At 66.7% G+C, this 17,147-nt stretch carries 17 protein-coding genes and 1 pseudogene; 11 read left to right on the forward strand and 7 right to left on the reverse strand.

The features are described from left to right. Positions 1 to 9: 9 nt before the first annotated feature. Positions 10 to 276, forward strand: coding sequence for a helix-turn-helix domain-containing protein (locus ACWDZ6_RS11365; RefSeq protein ID WP_451502661.1), 267 nt, complete (start codon positions 10 to 12; stop codon positions 274 to 276). Then, a complete protein-coding gene (locus ACWDZ6_RS11370; RefSeq protein WP_451502662.1) occupies positions 257 to 430 on the forward strand; it encodes a hypothetical protein in 174 nt (57 codons plus the stop codon). The genes ACWDZ6_RS11365 and ACWDZ6_RS11370 overlap by 20 nt, the downstream gene beginning before the upstream one ends. A 178-nt stretch (positions 431 to 608) precedes the next feature. On the opposite strand, the gene ACWDZ6_RS11375 is transcribed toward ACWDZ6_RS11370, so the two are convergent. Further along, on the reverse strand, positions 609 to 2,060 hold the full coding sequence (locus tag ACWDZ6_RS11375) for a hypothetical protein (RefSeq protein ID WP_451502663.1): 1,452 nt from the start codon (positions 2,058 to 2,060) through the stop codon (positions 609 to 611). 705 nt (positions 2,061 to 2,765) lie between these two features. Next, positions 2,766 to 3,542: a GntR family transcriptional regulator gene (locus ACWDZ6_RS11380; protein ID WP_451502664.1), complete on the reverse strand. Its 777-nt coding sequence runs from the start codon at positions 3,540 to 3,542 to the stop codon at positions 2,766 to 2,768. A 181-nt stretch (positions 3,543 to 3,723) separates the two neighbouring features. Here ACWDZ6_RS11380 and ACWDZ6_RS11385 point away from each other — a divergent pair, with 181 nt between their 5' ends. The 4 genes from ACWDZ6_RS11385 (at position 3,724) to ACWDZ6_RS11400 (ending at position 7,268) form a co-directional block, all read left to right on the forward strand. Next, positions 3,724 to 4,086 carry an SCO3933 family regulatory protein gene (locus ACWDZ6_RS11385; protein ID WP_451502665.1) on the forward strand — a complete coding sequence of 121 codons (363 nt, stop codon included), beginning with the start codon at positions 3,724 to 3,726 and terminating at the stop codon, positions 4,084 to 4,086. Continuing rightward, a complete protein-coding gene (locus tag ACWDZ6_RS11390) occupies positions 4,086 to 5,393 on the forward strand; it encodes an FtsK/SpoIIIE domain-containing protein (protein WP_451502666.1) in 1,308 nt (435 codons plus the stop codon). Before ACWDZ6_RS11385 ends, ACWDZ6_RS11390 begins: the two co-directional genes overlap by 1 nt. Then, positions 5,386 to 5,580 (forward strand): hypothetical protein, encoded by a 195-nt coding sequence (locus ACWDZ6_RS11395; protein WP_451502667.1) that lies wholly within the window; start codon positions 5,386 to 5,388, stop codon positions 5,578 to 5,580. Before ACWDZ6_RS11390 ends, ACWDZ6_RS11395 begins: the two co-directional genes overlap by 8 nt. Before the next feature lie 266 nt (positions 5,581 to 5,846). Then, complete coding sequence (locus tag ACWDZ6_RS11400; RefSeq protein ID WP_451502668.1) at positions 5,847 to 7,268, forward strand: replication initiator; 1,422 nt, start codon at positions 5,847 to 5,849, stop codon at positions 7,266 to 7,268. Between the two features lie 137 nt (positions 7,269 to 7,405). On the opposite strand, the gene ACWDZ6_RS11405 is transcribed toward ACWDZ6_RS11400, so the two are convergent. After that, on the reverse strand, positions 7,406 to 8,857 hold the full coding sequence (locus ACWDZ6_RS11405) for a recombinase family protein (protein WP_451502669.1): 1,452 nt from the start codon (positions 8,855 to 8,857) through the stop codon (positions 7,406 to 7,408). A 258-nt stretch (positions 8,858 to 9,115) separates the two neighbouring features. Continuing rightward, on the reverse strand, positions 9,116 to 9,889 hold the full coding sequence (locus ACWDZ6_RS11410) for a polysaccharide deacetylase family protein (protein WP_451502670.1): 774 nt from the start codon (positions 9,887 to 9,889) through the stop codon (positions 9,116 to 9,118). Between the two features lie 393 nt (positions 9,890 to 10,282). Here ACWDZ6_RS11410 and ACWDZ6_RS11415 point away from each other — a divergent pair, with 393 nt between their 5' ends. Then, positions 10,283 to 11,389, forward strand: coding sequence for a serine hydrolase domain-containing protein (locus ACWDZ6_RS11415; protein WP_451502671.1), 1,107 nt, complete (start codon positions 10,283 to 10,285; stop codon positions 11,387 to 11,389). A gap of 322 nt (positions 11,390 to 11,711) precedes the next feature. Next, positions 11,712 to 12,224: a DUF6584 family protein gene (locus ACWDZ6_RS11420; protein ID WP_451502672.1), complete on the forward strand. Its 513-nt coding sequence runs from the start codon at positions 11,712 to 11,714 to the stop codon at positions 12,222 to 12,224. Between the two features lie 1,040 nt (positions 12,225 to 13,264). On the opposite strand, the gene ACWDZ6_RS11425 is transcribed toward ACWDZ6_RS11420, so the two are convergent. Then, the gene (locus tag ACWDZ6_RS11425) at positions 13,265 to 14,326 is read right to left on the reverse strand and encodes a hypothetical protein (RefSeq protein WP_451502673.1); all 1,062 of its coding nucleotides are present in this window, start codon (positions 14,324 to 14,326) and stop codon (positions 13,265 to 13,267) included. Positions 14,327 to 14,567: 241 nt separating this feature from the next. Here ACWDZ6_RS11425 and ACWDZ6_RS11430 point away from each other — a divergent pair, with 241 nt between their 5' ends. Next, positions 14,568 to 14,852: a hypothetical protein gene (locus ACWDZ6_RS11430; protein WP_389175223.1), complete on the forward strand. Its 285-nt coding sequence runs from the start codon at positions 14,568 to 14,570 to the stop codon at positions 14,850 to 14,852. A gap of 109 nt (positions 14,853 to 14,961) precedes the next feature. Here the strand turns inward: ACWDZ6_RS11430 and ACWDZ6_RS11435 are convergent. Together ACWDZ6_RS11435 and ACWDZ6_RS11440 are read right to left on the reverse strand one after the other, a co-directional pair. Next, positions 14,962 to 15,083: pseudogene (locus tag ACWDZ6_RS11435) on the reverse strand (NUDIX domain-containing protein); the annotation flags it as partial. Positions 15,084 to 15,166: 83 nt separating this feature from the next. Beyond that, a complete protein-coding gene (locus ACWDZ6_RS11440; protein WP_451502674.1) occupies positions 15,167 to 15,640 on the reverse strand; it encodes a hypothetical protein in 474 nt (157 codons plus the stop codon). A 202-nt stretch (positions 15,641 to 15,842) separates the two neighbouring features. Here ACWDZ6_RS11440 and ACWDZ6_RS11445 point away from each other — a divergent pair, with 202 nt between their 5' ends. After that, a complete protein-coding gene (locus ACWDZ6_RS11445) occupies positions 15,843 to 16,496 on the forward strand; it encodes an ATP-dependent Clp protease proteolytic subunit (RefSeq protein WP_451502675.1) in 654 nt (217 codons plus the stop codon). Between the two features lies 1 nt (position 16,497). Beyond that, a complete protein-coding gene (locus ACWDZ6_RS11450) occupies positions 16,498 to 17,100 on the forward strand; it encodes a ClpP family protease (protein ID WP_451502676.1) in 603 nt (200 codons plus the stop codon). The last annotated feature ends 47 nt before the right edge of the window (positions 17,101 to 17,147 follow it).

The raw sequence follows: 17,147 nt of genomic DNA on the forward strand, positions 1-17,147 counted from the left end.
CAGCACGCAGTGCGTGGTCTCGGAGATCACCTGAGTATCGGCGAGCGGATCGCGTTCTACCGGAAGCGTCGTGGCTACACGCAAGAGGTACTCGCCGGTCTGGTCGGGCGCAGCACCGACTGGTTGGCAAAGATCGAGACAGGGCGCCGGAAGCCTCCCCGTATCGACATGCTCACGGAGCTGTCGCGCATCCTCCGCGTGCCCCTCGGAGACCTGGTCGGTCAGACCGTGCTCATGGAGGATGAAAGGCAGCAAGATGACGTTCCGGCTGCGTGACGCGCTCATGAGCCCGCGCCGGCTGTCCCGTTTGCTCTTCGGACTTGAGGCTGAGGTGCAGTTCCCCACTCCTGCGCCTGTGGCCGTGCGTGTGGAGCAGGCATGGAACGACTACCAGGGCGGGCGGCTCGGCAGCGTCATCGCGACGTCCTGAGAGTCGGGCGGTCTACCTGCTGCCGCGTCCGTCCGTTGGAGTCCGGCGTCTGATGGCAGGGGCATTCTTCTGATCCGTAGCTCTAGACGGATCGGCCAGCAGCGGCCATACCGGTCGCTTCTCGACCCGGAGGGACAGTATCGGACGGGAGCGGCACTCCGAGAGACCATCCTTCAAGTCAACTTTCCCATTTGAGCGGGTTGCAGATAGAGCAGACTCGATGCTTATCAGTGTCGAAGTCGGCAAGTGAATCTATTTTCGTCGCAGAACCGCGAGAGCGGCACTTTTCCACGTGAAGTACCTTTGTTCGGGTGCTGAGATAGTATTCCTCGCCGAGGAGGCTTGAAATTCCGAACGGAAGCGTTATCGTTTTACTCCATTCGACATACTCGGGTATTTCGCGCACCCCTTCAAATAGAGGCCATTCGAGTACGTCTTCAGAGCTCAAATCGCCAGCAGAATGCATCTTCTTCATCATCTCAAGTGCCTTCTGAGCCTCGCCCAGTAGGCATGCCTTCGCGAGCTTGTATCTATCCTCAAGCGCGGAGGTGTCCCATTCACGAACCTGTGTCGCAGTAGTCTCCGGGTCCGTGCGCTTCTGGGAGATCCATCCGTTGACCTTGAAAAGCAACTGACCGTCGTACTCCATTGCGAGCTTTTCTCCCGCAGTGCACAAATGTCTAACCATATCGTTATCTTTGGCTAGCAGGCGACTATAGGTAAGACTGTGAAGGCTATTCAAGATAACACCCTCGCGGTCCTTTGCAAATTTCATGCCGACCGAACTTGCCAGCAGGATTCCGAAGGCCAGGATTGAATCAAGCGTTTGATGCACGTAATTTTCGCTGGTGCGAATTTTTTTTCCTACCTGTACTTCCCCCCTCTTCCCGTTGGTCGATACTGCATTGACATATCGGGCCGATGCGACCCCTCCCGCATGGACGAGGACGTGTCGGCGTTGAAATATTTCTTGGACCGCGACCCAATCGCTGCAGAGCTCTTCGAATTTAATGTTCAGCTTGTCGATGCAGAATCTGCGCCAATCCGACACGCTACCGAACATGAGTTCATCAACTCGCCGAGATACAGCGAGATCGACAGCCTCTTCGATGTTTGCGAGACTCTTCAAGTCGCGAAGCGAGAACTCTTTTTCCTTCTCCTTTGACATAGCATCGAGCGCCTGAGGGGACACCTTGAGGAACGACGAAATCAGAGAGGAGAAAAGAACCTCAAAAGAGGTTACTGCAGATACGACCGTAGACTCTCGCAGAAAGTCTATTCGTGACGGCCGCCGAAGCATGGCATGAAGGTCCGTAGCAAGCTTGGACGTCCAACTCTTGCCCTTGAACTCCTCCCAGACTGCGTTCAGCAATTCCACTTGCCAAGGGACGTTATTTTTCGCGGCTTCTTCTCCAGACTTCTCGAGTAGGCCAAAGAACTGGTTCAATTCCTCACGTGTCAAATAATTCAATCCGCCGACGAATTTGTGAAATACCGCCTTCTGGCTGTCCGCGGCCGCAATTACGGGAGATGTGATGTCGATGATGTCGCGCGCCGCGTCGATCCGATCGATGAATCTCTCGATCGCTACGTCAACCATAATCGCGAATTCTTCAGTATCGGTCCCCATTGAGCCCCCTCAAACTCACGCGAGATGTCAGTGTGACATGGGTCACCTCACCGTGGCGTGGAAATGGCAAAGGTCGGCGGAGTGGGTTTGGCCGGTGTCCTGCCCGGTTTGGGGTTGTGCATGATCAGGGGGCCGTACGCTTGCCGGCTACTCGGGCAGGCTTCACCCCTGCCCGCAATGTGTCCGAGTGGCCCCCTGGTCTTGCTCGACGCGGGTCCCGAATCGGGGAGTGTGGGTAAAGCCGCGGAGCCGACCGTCCCCACCCCCGGCCTGGTTCTTTTCGCCCCCTTGCGGGCGCGGGCGGGCGACGACGTGCGGCCCCGGTGGCGTAGACATGGAGGGGCAAGCGCGGCGGCGTCCGGCCGGCGCCGCCGCACTCCGTGCGGCACCTCTGACCTCGTGTCAGACAGCATCGCTGTTCAGGAGGCCGGGAAAGCAGACGCCCCAAGCGTCAACTGTGGTGTTCTCCCGAGCTTCCGCCGCTGTTCCGATGTGCCGGTGCCTTGGCGCCTTTGAAGCCTTCTGGGGCCACTCGGGCTCATGGCGGGCATGGGGATGGTGCCGCGCCCATGGTGGCTGTGCTGCGTGGCGGCGGCTGGGTTGGCGTTGATCTGGCTCGCTGACCGAACCTCGGTCGGGCAGCGAGCGCAGCGAGCCTTGAGTAAGTGAAGAAGGTTTGGACCGATCCGGCCTGTCGGCGGTCTGTCAGTTGCGGACGGCGCGGAGTGTGCGGGGGCTGTCGGCGGTGATGCGGTAGGTGAGTTGGGCCTGGCTGCCGTTGGCGCGGAGTTCTTCGAGGATGAGGGGCTGGTGGTCGGTGCCGTGGGTGACGCGCAGGGTGTGGATGACTGGTGTGGCGTCGGGGAGTTCCAGGGCGGTTCGTTCGTCGGCCTGGGGCATGCGGGCTCGTACGGTCTCGGTCCAGGTGAGTTTGTGCCCGGCCGCGGTGAGAGCGGTGTAGATCCCTTCCGGCGCGGTGTCGGGGGCGTCGGCGAGGGGCGGTGTGTTCTCGGCGGTGGCGAACGGGATCAGCAGGCGGTGCAGTGCGCGGGCGCCGGTGGCTGGGTCGATCAGGACGCGGTCGACGCCGAACAGTGCCTCGCCCTCGGAGAGTTCGAGTAGCGGGCCGGTCGTGCCGGTTGTTTCGGTCCGGTAGACGGTCGGCTGGTGTGCCTGGGTCCACTCGGTGAGTTCCGATGTAAACGTCTTTCCGCTGCGCGTGACGGTGCGCTCGATCGTGAGCGGCGGCGTCGGCGTGCCCTTTACGAAGCTGCCTTTGCCGTGCCGGACTTCGACGAGTCCTTCGGACCGCAGTGCTGCGATGGCGTTGCGCACGGTGGGCCGACTGACTTCGTAGCGCTCGATGAGCTGTGCCTCTGAGGGGAGTGGGGTGCCTGGGGGGAATTCGCCGTTGGCGATGCCTTGCCGGATGGCGGCGGCGACCTGCTGGTACAGGGGTCCGGGGCGCTCGATGCCTGCCATGTCTGTGGCCTCCGCTCATGGGCGCGCGCTGGTATGCGGGCGGCTGACGCCCGTCGTGTCACGTCACTCGTCAGCATAAGTGCTTGCCTTCTCGCGTCAAGCCATGCATGGTTGTCACTCGTCAGTACGAGTGACGTCAGGCTGATCCTGGCGTCTGGATGGCCAAGGAGGCCGACTATCCATGCAGTCCATACCTGTGGACACATCCCGGCTCGGCGTACTGCGGTGCGCTGTCGAGCCGGAAGCGAAGGTCAGCAACTTCGAGACCAAGGAGGTGAAGAAAGACCGGGACGGCAACACCATCTACACCGTGGCCGTCATGGTCCGCCAGGAAGGCCGACGGGTCTCGGTGATCGAGATCTCGGTGACCGGGGAGCCCAAGGGCGTCACGGAAGGCACGGAGGTCGGGGTCACGGGCCTGGAGGCGTTTGCCTGGGCGATGGGCGACCGGCACGGGATCAGCTTCCGTGCCGCCGCGATCACCCCCGTACCGGCCGGCGGTGGGACGGGAACTTCCGCTGCCAGTAAGGCGGGTGGCGCGTGATGGGACCGATCGTGCTCGCGTTCGCTCTCGCCGCGCTGGCCTGGTTACTGGTGGCCGGGGCCGCGCTGCGGGAGCGGCGCCCGGTGTGGTTCTGGTACCTGACGGGATACCCGTTCACCGCTGTGCGGGTGCTGGTCACCTGGCGCAGGGTCGCGCAGTTCAACGGTCTCACCGTCACCCACAAACCGGCTCGTCGGATCGTGGGCGACCTGGAGATGCGTGGAGAGCCGGTGCGCCCCATCGCCCCGCGCATCTCTTTCCCCCGCGCCACCCCGACGGGCTTGTTCCTGGTGGTGCGGCTGCATCCGGGGCAGACGCCGGGCCCGTTCATCGCAGCGGCCGACGCGCTCATGCATACCTGGCGTGTGCACGGGGTGCGGGTGACCTCCCCGGAGCGGGGAACCGTGCTGATCACGGCAACGGCCCGGGATCCGCTGGAACGGCCGGGCCTGGCCTCTGCCCCGGCCGAATTGCTGTGTGCGCTGGTCGGCGTGCTGGAGTCGGGCGGGGCCTGGGTGATGGACCTGCGGCAGATTCCGCACTGGCTGATCACCGGTGCGACCCAGTCGGGCAAATCCACCCTCCTGGCCCGTCTGGTGTGCCAACTCGCCCCGCAACCGGTGGCACTGGTCGGCATCGACTGCAAGGGCGGCATGGAACTCGGTCTGTTCGGTGATCGCCTCACCGCGCTGACCACCAGCCGGCGGGAGGCAGTGGCGGTACTCGGCGCGCTCGTGGTCGAGATCCAGGACCGGATGCGCATCTGCCGCCAGGTCGGGGCCCGCTCGATCTGGGACCTGCCCCACACCGTGCGGCCGGTGCCCGTGGTGGTCATCGTCGACGAGCTCGCCGAGCTCTACCTGACGGACGGCACGAGGGAGGGCAGGGCGGAAGCCGAGCAGTGCTCCACCTACCTCCTGCGCCTCGGGCAGCTCGGCGCGGCCCTCGGTGTGCATCTCGTGGTCGCAGGCCAACGCGTCGGCTCCGACCTCGGGCCCGGGGTGACCGCGCTGCGCGCTCAGCTGGCCGGGCGGATCTGCCACCGCGTCAACGACCCCGCAACAGCCGAAATGACCCTGGGCGACCTCAACAAGGACGCCGTCGCCGTCGCCCAGTCCATCACCTCCCACGAGAAGGGCGTGGCCGTGTGCACCGGGACAGAAGGCGGCTGGGACCGGGCCCGCTCCCACCTCACCACCACCGAAGAGGCACGTAAGACCGCCTCCGCCTACGCAGGCCTGACGCCCGGGCTGCCCGGCCTGGACCAGGCCCTGAAGGCCTCGGAAGGGAGTGAGATCCATGAGTGAAGAAGCCTCGATTCCCTTCGCCCTGGTCTTCGGGATCATCACCGTCCTCCTGGTGCGCTCCCGCGATGTGAAGACGTGGGAGGCCGTGATGATCGGCCTGTTCGGGCTCTACCTCGGCCAGACCCCGGTCATCTTCACCGTGGATGGCCTCGTGACCTGGATCTTCTCCGGATTCACCCACACCTGACAGGGAGCCGTATGCCGATGCGCCGCGTGCGCTGCCCCGTCTGCAAGGGCGAGCGCTACCGCAAGACCCGCACCGGACACCGGCGGCGCTGCCGCTGCTGCCGCGGGACCGGAACCATCCGCTGACCTCATCCGCCAACTGGCCAACGAACAGGGAGTGATCGCCATGGACACAGCCCACCCACCATCCGTCCGTGCCGCCGCGGCGGCCCGACAAGGGAGGTCCCCACCATCACCGCCGACATCACCTCGGCTGACAGACGCGCCGTGCTCGACCGCGCGGCGCGTCTGCGTCAGCTCCCCGACGTCGACCAAGACACCATCCGCCTCGCCCAAGACCCGCAGTTCACCCGCTGGCTGGAACAAATCACCGCAACCGGCGGCTGCGCCCACCCCATCCACCTCACCGGCGCCACCACCCTCCGCGACACCTACAGCGGCGAAATCCTGCACCACTACGACACGAGGACAGAGCCCGGCGAACGCCTCCTCGTCCGCTGCCGCAACCGGCGCGCCACCGTCTGCCCGCCCTGCTCCCGCCTCCACGCCGGAGACACCTTCCACCTGGTGCGCGCCGGACTCGTCGGCGGCAAGACCGTCCCCGACGCGGTACGCGCACATCCGCGGCTCTTCGTCACCCTCACCGCTCCCGGCTTCGGCCCGGTGCACCACATCACCACTGGGGAAGAGCGCTGCCGCCCCCGCCGCGCCGGGCACTGCGAACACGGACGGTCCATCGGCTGCTCCGCACGGCACACCGACACAGACCCCCTCGTCGGCCAGCCACTGTGCCGCGACTGCTACGACTACCCGGGCCACGTCCTGTGGCACGCCCACACCGGGGAGCTCTGGGCCCGCTTCACCCGCACCGTCCGCCGCACCCTCGCCTCGACCGCCGGGATCACACAAAACAACTTCCCCGACCACGCCCGGCTGTCCTTCGCCAAGGTCGCCGAGTACCAGAAGCGCGCAGCCATCCACGTGCACGCCGTCGTGCGCCTGGACGGTCCGGCCGGTCCCCACGACCCGCCCCCGCCCTGGGCAACCGCCGACGCACTCACCAGTGCCGTACACGCCGCTGCGCGCGCCGTCACGGTCCATACCCCGTACAGCCTGGCCACCGGCGAACTCGCCCTGCGGTGGGGTGCCCAGCTCGACGCCCGGCCCCTGCGTGCCTTCGGCAACGGTGAGGGGCTCGCAGATGACGCGGTCGCCGCGTACGTAGCCAAGTACGTCACCAAAGGAGCGGCCGACACCGCCGCCGGCACCGACTACCGGCTGACCTCCGCCGACGACATCGAGAGCGCAGCCGTCTCCCCACACCTGCGATCCCTCATGCGCGCCTGCTGGCGACTCGGCGGCCTGCCCGAATTCGCACCCCTACGCCTCCGGGCCTGGGCCCACACCCTCGGCTACCGCGGCCACATCCTCACCAAATCCCGCGCCTACTCCACCACCTACACGACCCTGCGCGCCGAACGCGCCGAACACGAACGCACCGCCGCCGGGGCCGATCTGCCCGACGACTCCGACACGGTCACTGACGCGCACTGGCGCTACATCGACTCCGGACACACCCCCGGGGCCGCCCTCATCGCGGCGGGGATCGCCGAGGACTTGGCAGCCAACCGCGAGGCGGCACGCGACGCGACGTCCGAACCCGCCGGAGGTGCTATTGGTGCCAGATGAGCTGAGAAGGAGAGTCGCCAAGTCCCGGGCCCGTCAGGGGCTGCCGCCGGTGATTGAAGACCTGGCCGTCATCGAACGTGTGGCTCAGGTCTTCAAACTCGTCGCCCCGGCGGAGCAGCCCGGCAACGATCTCCAGGTCACGCGACCCAGTCGAACACGAAGCGCTCCGGGTCCCACCTCGTGCGCGGGTTCGCCGGGTGTACCTCGATCGACCGTACACAGGCAGTGATGATCGCCCGTCGCTGGGAGTTGTTCATACGCTTCCAACGCGCCTGCATGTCCTCGAAGGTGCCGACGAACCCCATCAGCACGGCGACACGGGACACTTTCGCGAGCTTCCCGCGATTGCGCTCCAATCGTTCCTCAATCGGCTGGCGCGCGATCATCCACTCCTTGCGACTGATGCGTCGCTCGCCCATGTCGCGGGCCAGCTCTTCAAGTTCTTCCTCATCAGCCCGGACCTCTTCGTACAGATCACGACCGGTGTCGTCCTGGCTGCGCAGCCGCTCCACGAACACGGGCGACTCCAGCGCCGCCAGCACCATGTCCCGAACATGCTCGTCCGTTCGCTCTGCATTGGTCGCAGTACCCCCGCACGAGTCCGTGCCTGGGGTGTTGGGGCACACATAACGGGGAACCCCGCTCCGCGGACGTCCGTTCATCCACCACCCGCACGGCTTGCCATCCCCCTTCGGCTTCCCGCATCGCAGAACCCCGGAGAGCAGATAGCTACGCCGCGTCGTCCCTTCCACCCTCTCCCGGCGGGTCGGGTCGGACAGAATCCCGCGCGCCCGGTCCGAGTCCTCATGGCTCACGATCGCGGGCCACACGGCATCCGCCACGATCTCCCCAAGTAGCGGCCTCGTTCCCTCCCACGAGTCGCGAGGCGTGTGCTCACGACGGCCGCTGATCCGTGCGGACGCCAAGAGGCGACGCAACCCATGTGCCTTCCATGGCTTGCCCGCCGGGCTGACGATGCCGCGCGCCTGCCAGTCACGGCAGATGCTCGCCAGACTCTCGTTCGCGAGCACGCGCCGGACTCCCTCCCGGATCACTTCGGCTTCGCTCTCCCGGATGGTCAGCCGATCGTCCTCGTAGCCGAAGGGGCGCTTCCCTCCCCCGGCTATCCGCCCCGCCTCGGCAGCCTGACGGCGCTGCCGCTTCTGACGCTCCGCCTTGTGCTCGGCCTCATGACGGGCAGCGGCACCGAGCATCCGGGCGACCATGCGCCCGGTCGGCGTCGCGAGATCGATTTCGCCGCTCACCGTAGCCAAGTCGATGCCATGCCGGTCCGCAAGATCAATGACGTCTTCCAACTCGCGTGGGGAGCGTGTCAGCCTGTCCACATGCCACACGGTGATCGCGTCGACATCGCCTCGACGCACCTCCGCCAACAGTTCCTGCCACGCAGGGCGGGGCGCTCCGGAGTAGGCGCTCACGTCGTTGTCCGTATGAACGGAGACGACATCCCAGTCCATGCGAGCGCACAGTGCCCGGCAGTCCTCTTCCTGACGCGCAACCCCGAGTCCGGCGCCGCCCCGGTCCTGGCTGATCCGGCAGTAGATCGCTACTCGCTTCGTCGTCGGCATGGGTCACATAGGTACACCCTCGTAGGGACGGGCGTCTCCTGCCCGATCGGTGTCGCGAAGGCGGACGGGTGAGCGCTGGCGTCATTGCCGCCAGGGCCCAGGCCTCCCGTGGGACTGGCTGCGACTGCCACTGACCGTGGTCGTGCGCCCTGAAGGGCACGCTGTGGGCTCGACGCCGCTGAGCTGCCCAGCCCGGGCTGGGGGTGGCGCTCGCGCCGGGGCCGGGACCTCACAAACGCCGGGACCGACCAGGGCCGCTCAACGCACCGGGAAGCCGCAGGAGTAGCCCTGCTCCTTGAGCCAGGGGAGGATCCGGCGCAGGGCCTCGACGGTCTGGGAACGGTCGCCGCCCGCGTCGTGGAAGAGGAGCGTCGGCCCATTGGGCAGCTCCCGCTCGACGGTGGCGACGATGGCGTCCGTGCCCGGTCGTTCGAAGTCCTTGGTGTCCACGTTCCAGCCCAGCGGGCGCATCCCCCGGGAAGCGGCGAGCGTACGGCTGTGAGGGGTGAAGGCCCCGCCGGGCGCGCGGTAGTACATCGGCCGTACACCTCCGGACGCCTCGGTGATCATGCCTTCGGCGTCGCGTATCTGCTGCGACTGGTAAGCCTCGGACTTCTTGTCCATGGTGGTGTCGTGCGACACCGAGTGGTTGCACAGCCGGTGCCCGGCCGCGACCACCTTCTTCACGAGGTCCGGGTGGGCCTGCGCCTGCATCCCCACCATGCAGAACGTGGCCTTGACCCCGTACTCCCGAAGCACGTCCAGCACTTGAGGGGTCCACACAGGGTCGGGGCCGTCGTCGATGGTGATGTTGACGCCGCGCGTCCCCTTGTCCGAGGCGTGCGCGATGGTCACCGCGACCTGCTTGACGTCACTGCCCGGCGTCGCCGACGCGGCCGCCTTTGGCGACGAGCCGCCCACGGCGCTGGCCTGCGCCGTCCACACCGAGGCACCGGTGGCGAGCACCGTCACCCCCAGCGCCGCCCCGACCAGCTTGCCGTACCAGCCCCGCCCACCACCGTGCCGTGCCATGTCCGCCCCGCTTTCGCCCAGTCCCTGGCCGATCCCCGGTCACTTTGCGACCACATGGCAGGACGAAGGGCGGCGGCCACGGGATGCGTCCGTTACCGATCACGGACAATCTCGGGGGAGTTCGCGGACAACTCGGCCGGCAGCGGCCAGAACCGGGCCAGTTGGCTCGTCTCAGGGCGGCGGCCACGGTGCGGGGTCGTTCCATGAACCCGGCGGGGTACTGCGGAATCGGCGGGACGGGCGTCAAGCTGAGTACCCCGTTCGAGACGAACTGGGGAGTGTCCTGCCCGACCGGGCATCGCCCCAGCGCCGGAAGCCACTGAGGGACAGTCGCCGCCGGCGGGCCGGGAATTCAGTTGCCTCGCGTCACCCCAGGCTGGCTAGATTCTCCGCATGGCGGACATTCAGGGCTCATACGATGATCTGTTCACTGCCGTGCCCAGCGCGCTGGCGGCATTGCTGGACGAGGGAGACGCCGGTGGCTCGGTGGCCGTCTTCGTGGATGGCCGGCCGATGGTGGATGTCTGGGGCGGATACACCGACGCCGACCGTACGATCCCGTGGCAGCGCGACACGATCGTCAACGTCTGGTCCGCCACCAAGACGATGACCGCGCTGTGCGCCCTGGTTCTCGCCGACCGTGGCGAACTCGACCTGGCCGCGCCGGTCGCCCGGTACTGGCCGGAGTTCGCCGCGGCGGGCAAAGAGAAGGTGCTGGTACGCCACCTGCTCGCGCACACGGCCGGCCTGCCCGACTGGGACGGGCCGGTGGCGGAGCTGTACGACTGGACGTCCGCCACGGCACGACTGGCCGCGCAGGCTCCGCAATGGGAGCCGGGCAGCGAGGCCGGATACCACTCGCTCACCCAGGGATTCCTCGTGGGCGAGGTCGTACGCCGCATCACCGGCCGGACTCCGGGCGCGTTCTTCGCCGACGAGGTTGCCGGCCCGCTGGGCGCGGACTTCCACATCGGCCTGCCCGCCGAGCACGACCACCGGGTGGCGCTCACGATCCCGCCACAGTCCCGGGACGACGGCTACGCCGCGAGTGCCGCCGCCGGCGGCGCGACTCCCGCCGCCGGGACCCCGATACGGGTCCACGACGGGAACAGCGTGGCCTGGCGCCGTGCGCAAATCCCTGCGGCGAGCGGGTTCGGCAACGCCCGCTCGGTCGCCCTCGTCCAGTCCGTGATGGCCTGCGGAGGATCGGTGCGGGGCGCGCGGCTGCTGTCGCAGGCGGGTTGTGACCGAGCCCGGGAGGAGCAGTTCCACGGCGATGACCGCGTGCTGGGCATGCCGATGCGCTGGGGTCTGGGCTACGGACTGTTCGGCAACACCTACGGGTGGGGCGGTTGGGGCGGCTCACTGGTGATGATCGATCCTGACGCCCGTATGGCAGTGGCGTACGTGACACATCAGATGCGCGAACCCGCGGACGACAATCGGGGACTAGAGATCGTCACGGCCGCGTATGACGGGCTCACGGTTCTGCGCGCCTGATCCAACGGGTCACATGGCAGCGCAGGCTCGCCCGGGACGGCGTCAAGCTAAGTACGGGCAGGACACTCCCCAGTTAGTCTCGAACGGGGCTGTCGGCCGCAGCGGCTCATGACGTGGCAGCGCGGGTGCGGGCGGTTGCCCGGTTGGGCAAGGCGAGCTGAGCCAGGTGGCGATGACACAGAGTGTTGGCGGACTCTGGTCGGGTGCGTTGGGGTGGACTACGGTCACCGTGGTTTCTGTACTCCGCTGCTGTACCGCCATCGCGAGGCCTGCACAGGAAACCGCTGGCGCGCGCCTTGGTCGGAAGCGATCATGGCCAATCGTGACCATCGAGAACACCTTGGCCAAGGTGGACACCGACCTCGCGGCGGGCCGCCTTCCTTTGGCACGGCAGCGTTTGCGTGGGCTGGTGTCCTCTTTCCCTGCAGACCTCTCTCTTCGCGTCAGGCTCGCGGACGTCTATCGCCTGTTCGGGGAGTCGGTGCAAGCCGGCCGCTGGAGCTACCTCGACGCCGGACGCTCTCCCGAGGAGCTGGCGGCTTTCGAAGCCCGTTACCGACACCCGGTCGACCGTATGCGGGCACTGGCTTGGCGTGGCTCGGAAGCGGCAGCGAAGACTCCCTTCGCTCGTGCGCAGCTGGCTGCGATGCGCCTCGCTGCATCGCAGTCAGCGGGGAAACCGATGGACTGGGACCAACTGGGCTCCGGGGCGGACGAACCCACCGAGCCGGGATCCGTCCATGACGTGCTCTTCGGACTGGGATGCATGGTGGGCTTGATCGTCTGCCTCGCGCTCATGTGCATCGGCATCAGCACCGTGATCAGCTGGTTGTGAATCTCCGCCGGGTGACTGGCTACTCAAGAGGCGACCCGGCCGTGAGTGACCGGCATCGACATCCTCACAGTCAGATCCGGATGTAAAAGACCCCCAGCCTTGATCGACTGGTGGTCTTTTTCGCTGGTGCCCAGGCAGGATTCGGAACCTGCGACACCCGCTCTACCGAGTTCGATCGCTGGCCCTCAGCCTCACGTGCGCCTGGGGCTCCGGCTGCCGTGTCGGGTCGCTCAGGGGCGCGGCTGTGTGTCGGTGTTGGTGTCAGCCGTAGATGTCAGGACCGGAACAGCCCTGGGTGCGGGCAGACCTCCAGGGGGTCGTCCGGACGGTCCGCCCACTTCCACCAGACGTGCCGGCCGGAGCACCGCCACAGCATGCGGCAGGTTCGCGCGCCACCGTCCTCCCGGCCGGAGAGGACGAATCCGCCACCCTTCAACGGCTGAACTGAGCTGTGTGAATGGTTGGTCTGACCCTAATGAGTGCGCTTGCGCGGTGGTCCGTACTGACCGCGGTTCACCGACCGTTCTGGTGCTCATCTGATGCGAACTCTGTGCGGTAGGCGGCAGCGAGGGACACTGGTTGTCCCGCCGAGCGCACCGAAATGAGCTGAAGTCAGCCTTCGTCCCGGGGGTCGACTCGCTGAGGCCGCTCGCCGCGGTGAGCCTGCGCTCGATTGCTGATCCATGAGACTCCCCAGAGACCCACCGCAAGCCTGGGAATGATCAAGCCCAGGGACTCAGCGTCGAGTTCCCCGCGATTTGCTGAGGTTCTTGCGCGATGCCCATGAGCCTCGTGGAATTCTCAGGCAAGCAGGCGCCGTATACGAATTTCGGCACATCGACCTCCATCGCCACCTTTCCTCGCCGACTGACGAGTAGAAGCAGTACGGGGTAGACAAAGCCACCCGACAAGTCCGACTCGCACTCACCCGCCACGTGGAAACCGGGCCGGATGTAATGGATCACCAAGCCTCGTTCGCAATCTCCCTCCTGGCTACAGACGTTGGGAACGTGGATGCCGGTCATGGACGGCCCCGCCTGTCAGTGGTCCGCGCCCTTGGTCCGACGGTGAGAGACCTGTTCCCGTGCCGTGCGCCAACGTGACCGTGTCTGCTCGACCACGCTGTCCCACTCCTGGCGGACCTCATGGTCTGAAGGGCGTCGGCCATGACGGATCCGGCTGAGCTCGTCTCGTACTTCTCGTCCCAGTGCAGCCGATGCGACGAGGACGAGCATGGCTCCGAACAAGGCCGAGATCATCGCGAATACGGCACCGACCACGCCGTAGCGTGAGGCGGAGGAGTTGAAGAGACGCGGCAGGTAGAGGGTTGCGCCGACGGAATAGACCGCTGTCAGGACGGCTGCAGTGACGCCGAAAGGGATCAGGTCGGGCCAGGTGATCCGCTTCGCTGACAGGATCCAGCCGCTCCAGACAAGGAACACGGCGGATACCGCTGCCTCGCTGACCACGGTCACCAAACCCAGCCCGCTCCCGCCAAGGACTACGGAGAGCCACCCGGTGACCATTGCGTAGCAGCCAAGAGTGAGGATCCACCACAGGCCGTTTCGTGTGTTGCGCACGCTGAGGGGCTTGAGTTCCCAAGTCTGCTCGAAGAGCCGCTGCGAGGCCCGCGCGAAGCTCAGCACCGAGATCGTCAGGAACACCACCCCGAAGATGCCCGCACTCGCGTTTGTGCTCTCGGCAGGGGTGAAGAGGGAGTTGACTGCCTCGGCGCCCGCTCCGGTAAGGCTGTAGCGCTTGATGATCCGGTCCGCGGAGTCGTAGTGGACGAAATCGCTCAGGACGGCGCTGCCGAGGATCGTGAGCGGAACGAGTGCGGTGAGAGCGCTGGACGCCAGGGCCATCGAGCGGTCGAAACCAACGATCCTCTGAAACCGGTTGATGACTCGCAACGCGAAGGCGGGACGCAGCCAGAATGTCAGCGTTCTGACGAGCCGCTCGCGATTGATCCTCGCCGTCCTGCCCTCCGTGAAGATCGGAACCTGTGGGGCGGCCGAGCCTAACGAACGGTCATGAGGTCGATGACGGGTGACACGGATGATTCGCTCAAAAGGCTGTGAGCGAGTCCTGACTTGAGTCATCAAGCCGCTTTCACAGCCTCTTTGTGCTGTGGGCAGCCACCGGTCCAGGCTGCTCTACTCCACGTCGAGGCTGTCTCGTGGCCACCTGCGCAGGGCCTTGGGTCCGGGCCGGCGGCCGCCGTTCGGATCACCCAAGGCGGCCATTCAGGTGATTGCCGGACACCTCATGAGCCAGACAGCCGTCACAGGGGTACGACATCTCAGCAGAGGACGAACCCAGAACGCCGTGAGGAGCTTGGGGATGTACGCAGCAGTCCGGCGGTACGAAGGGGTGACCGATTCGGCCGAGGCGGCACGTCTCGTGAACGAGGGGTTCGTGCCGCTCATGCGCCAAGTCTCCGGCTTCGTGGCCTACTACTGGATCGATGCCGGGGACGGAGTGATGGTCTCGACCAGCGTCTTCCAGGACCAGGCTGGTGCGGAAGAATCGATCTCGAGAGCTGCGGACTTCGTGCGGGACAACCTTGCGTCACTACTTCCCAACCCTCCCGAGGTGATGGCCGGCGAGGTGGTGGCTTCCGCATGACAGCGTTTGGACCAGCCACGTGAGATGTGGTCTCCAAGGCTGTACCCCACCTGCCGTGCCCACATGGTCGCCCTTCTCAGCGTTGATCCCGCGAGGTGTCGTCGATGGCGGGATCGGTGTAGGTGCCGACCAGCCCGGTAATCTCCACGTCGAGCCCGTCTCCTCCTTGACCTCACGGACTGCCGTGCCGGGCAGGGAGTCGGCCCTCTCCATACCGCCGACGGGCAGCGATGGCCGACGTTGCCCTGCAGGGGGGCGAAAGCGCCCCCGATCGCGATCGCCGCTGACCGGGGACGCTTCACCCCCCGTCCCGCTCAGGCCGGGGACTGCTGAGACCGCCCCGCCTCCGCGGTGTCGCTCGCCGCGGGTGCGCCGGTACCTCGCGGGCGACGCACGGCCGACCAGATGTTCCAAGCCGCGACGAGCAGGCAGAACAGGCCGGTGGCTCCTGGAGCCAGCCAGGCCCCGACGCCGTGCTCGACCGCCACCGTTGCCGAGGGGCCGTCGACCGTGGCGGCCACCGGCTCGGTCGGCTTCTCGTCGAACGTGGTCTCGACATCGATCCGCGCAATCCGGAAGGCCCCGTCTTCAGCCTCGAAGGATCCGGAACACAGCAGACCGTCGTCGCCGTGCCGGGACTCCGAGATCTCGCAGCGCTCGGCGCGGAATTGTCCGGCCACCCCCGTCAGCCGTGTCTCCAACCGCATCAGACCGGCGCCCAGAAGAAAGACACCCGCGCCCAGGGCCACCAGCGTGACCAACACCCGTCTCGGGCCTATTCGTTGCATCCCCGCCCTGCTCTCCGTACTCCGTGTGGTCAGCCGGCGCAGCGTAGCGCCCTGCCGGGCTCGGCAGCGACCGGTATACCCGCCCCCTCTGCCGTCAGCGAATCTGCTCCCGGCCAAGAAAGCTGACGGAGCGCCAACCGCAGGCCAAGAGTAGTGGGACCGCGGCTGACCCGAGCCGCGGTCCCACTACCAAGGAGGACCGATGGCGCCACTCATCACCGTCCGGGACCCGGTCATGGACCCACGAGCCGCCGAGGGTGACACACCTGCGACGCGGTTCGACGACCACCTCGCCGCACAGCTCCTCGCACAGCGGATCGTCTTTCTCGGCACCCAGGTGGACGAGGTCTCCGCGAACCGGGTGTGCGCGCAGATGCTCCTTCTGTCGGCGGAGGACCCGAAGACCGACATCAGCCTCTACATCAACAGTCCGGGCGGGGCGGTGACGGCGGGGCTGGCGATCTACGACACGATGCGGCTGATCCCCAACGACGTCACTACGCTCGCCATGGGCTTTGCCGCGAGCATGGGGCAGTTCCTCCTCACCGTCGGGACGGAGGGGAAGCGCTTTGCGCTGCCGAACGCGCGGATCATGATGCACCAGCCGTCGGCCGGCATCGGCGGCACCGCCGCCGACATCGCGATCCAGGCCGAGAACCTCGAGTTCACGAAGAAGGCCGTCGAGCGGATCACCGCGGAGCACACCGGCCAGTCCGAGGAGACGATCTCCCGGGACGGCGACCGCGACCGGTGGTTCACCGCCGAGCAGGCGAAGGAGTACGGCATGGTCGACCGCGTCGTCGAGTCGCTCGACGATGTCCGTCCTGCCGGACCGCGGCGACGGGTAGGGCTCTGACATGGGCCAGTACACGATCCCGAACGTCGTCGAGCGCACCCCGCAGGGAGAGCGGTCGTACGACGTGTTCAGTCGGCTGCTGTCCGAGCGCATCATCTTCCTCGGCACAGAGATCGACGACGGCGTAGCGAACGTCGTCATCGCCCAGTTGCTCCATCTCGAGTCGTCGAACCCGGACCGCGAGATCGCGATCTACATCAACTCACCTGGCGGCTCGTTCACTTCACTCATGGCGATCTACGACACGATGACCTTCGTCGGCGCGCCGATCTCGACGTTCTGCGTCGGGCAGGCGGCCTCGACCGCGGCGGTGCTCATGGCCGGTGGAGACCCCGGGCGGCGGTTCGTTCTCGAGCACGCCCGGGTGCTGTTGGGGCAGCCGACGAGCGGCGGCAGGCAGGGGACCGTCTCGGACCTCAGTCTCCAGGCCAAGGAGATGCTCCGGGTCCGCTCCGAGGTCGAGGAGGTCCTGTCCCGGCACACGCACCACGATGTCGCGACCCTGCGCGCGGACATGGACCGCGACAAGGTCTTCACCGCGCAGGAGGCAGTGGCGTACGGGCTCGCCGACGAGGTTCTCCGCCGGCGGATCCCACCTGCCTGACGCGCTGACGTGCGCCGGCGCCCGACGGCCGGGGCGCGGCCGTCGGG

The organism is Streptomyces sp. NPDC002926, assembly GCF_053591755.1.

Bases quoted from the DNA above. Each gene is read 5' to 3' on its own strand.
- ACWDZ6_RS11370 (WP_451502662.1), top strand. From the start codon at position 257: ATGACGTTCCGGCTGCGTGACGCGCTCATGAGCCCGCGCCGGCTGTCC.
- ACWDZ6_RS11375 (WP_451502663.1), bottom strand. From the start codon at position 2,060: ATGGGGACCGATACTGAAGAATTCGCGATTATGGTTGACGTAGCGATC.
- ACWDZ6_RS11380 (WP_451502664.1), bottom strand. From the start codon at position 3,542: ATGGCAGGCATCGAGCGCCCCGGACCCCTGTACCAGCAGGTCGCCGCC.
- ACWDZ6_RS11385 (WP_451502665.1), top strand. From the start codon at position 3,724: ATGCAGTCCATACCTGTGGACACATCCCGGCTCGGCGTACTGCGGTGC.
- ACWDZ6_RS11390 (WP_451502666.1), top strand. From the start codon at position 4,086: ATGGGACCGATCGTGCTCGCGTTCGCTCTCGCCGCGCTGGCCTGGTTA.
- ACWDZ6_RS11395 (WP_451502667.1), top strand. From the start codon at position 5,386: ATGAGTGAAGAAGCCTCGATTCCCTTCGCCCTGGTCTTCGGGATCATC.
- ACWDZ6_RS11405 (WP_451502669.1), bottom strand. From the start codon at position 8,857: ATGCCGACGACGAAGCGAGTAGCGATCTACTGCCGGATCAGCCAGGAC.
- ACWDZ6_RS11410 (WP_451502670.1), bottom strand. From the start codon at position 9,889: ATGGCACGGCACGGTGGTGGGCGGGGCTGGTACGGCAAGCTGGTCGGG.
- ACWDZ6_RS11415 (WP_451502671.1), top strand. From the start codon at position 10,283: ATGGCGGACATTCAGGGCTCATACGATGATCTGTTCACTGCCGTGCCC.
- ACWDZ6_RS11425 (WP_451502673.1), bottom strand. From the start codon at position 14,326: ATGACTCAAGTCAGGACTCGCTCACAGCCTTTTGAGCGAATCATCCGT.
- ACWDZ6_RS11430 (WP_389175223.1), top strand. From the start codon at position 14,568: ATGTACGCAGCAGTCCGGCGGTACGAAGGGGTGACCGATTCGGCCGAG.
- ACWDZ6_RS11440 (WP_451502674.1), bottom strand. From the start codon at position 15,640: ATGCAACGAATAGGCCCGAGACGGGTGTTGGTCACGCTGGTGGCCCTG.
- ACWDZ6_RS11445 (WP_451502675.1), top strand. From the start codon at position 15,843: ATGGCGCCACTCATCACCGTCCGGGACCCGGTCATGGACCCACGAGCC.
- ACWDZ6_RS11450 (WP_451502676.1), top strand. From the start codon at position 16,498: ATGGGCCAGTACACGATCCCGAACGTCGTCGAGCGCACCCCGCAGGGA.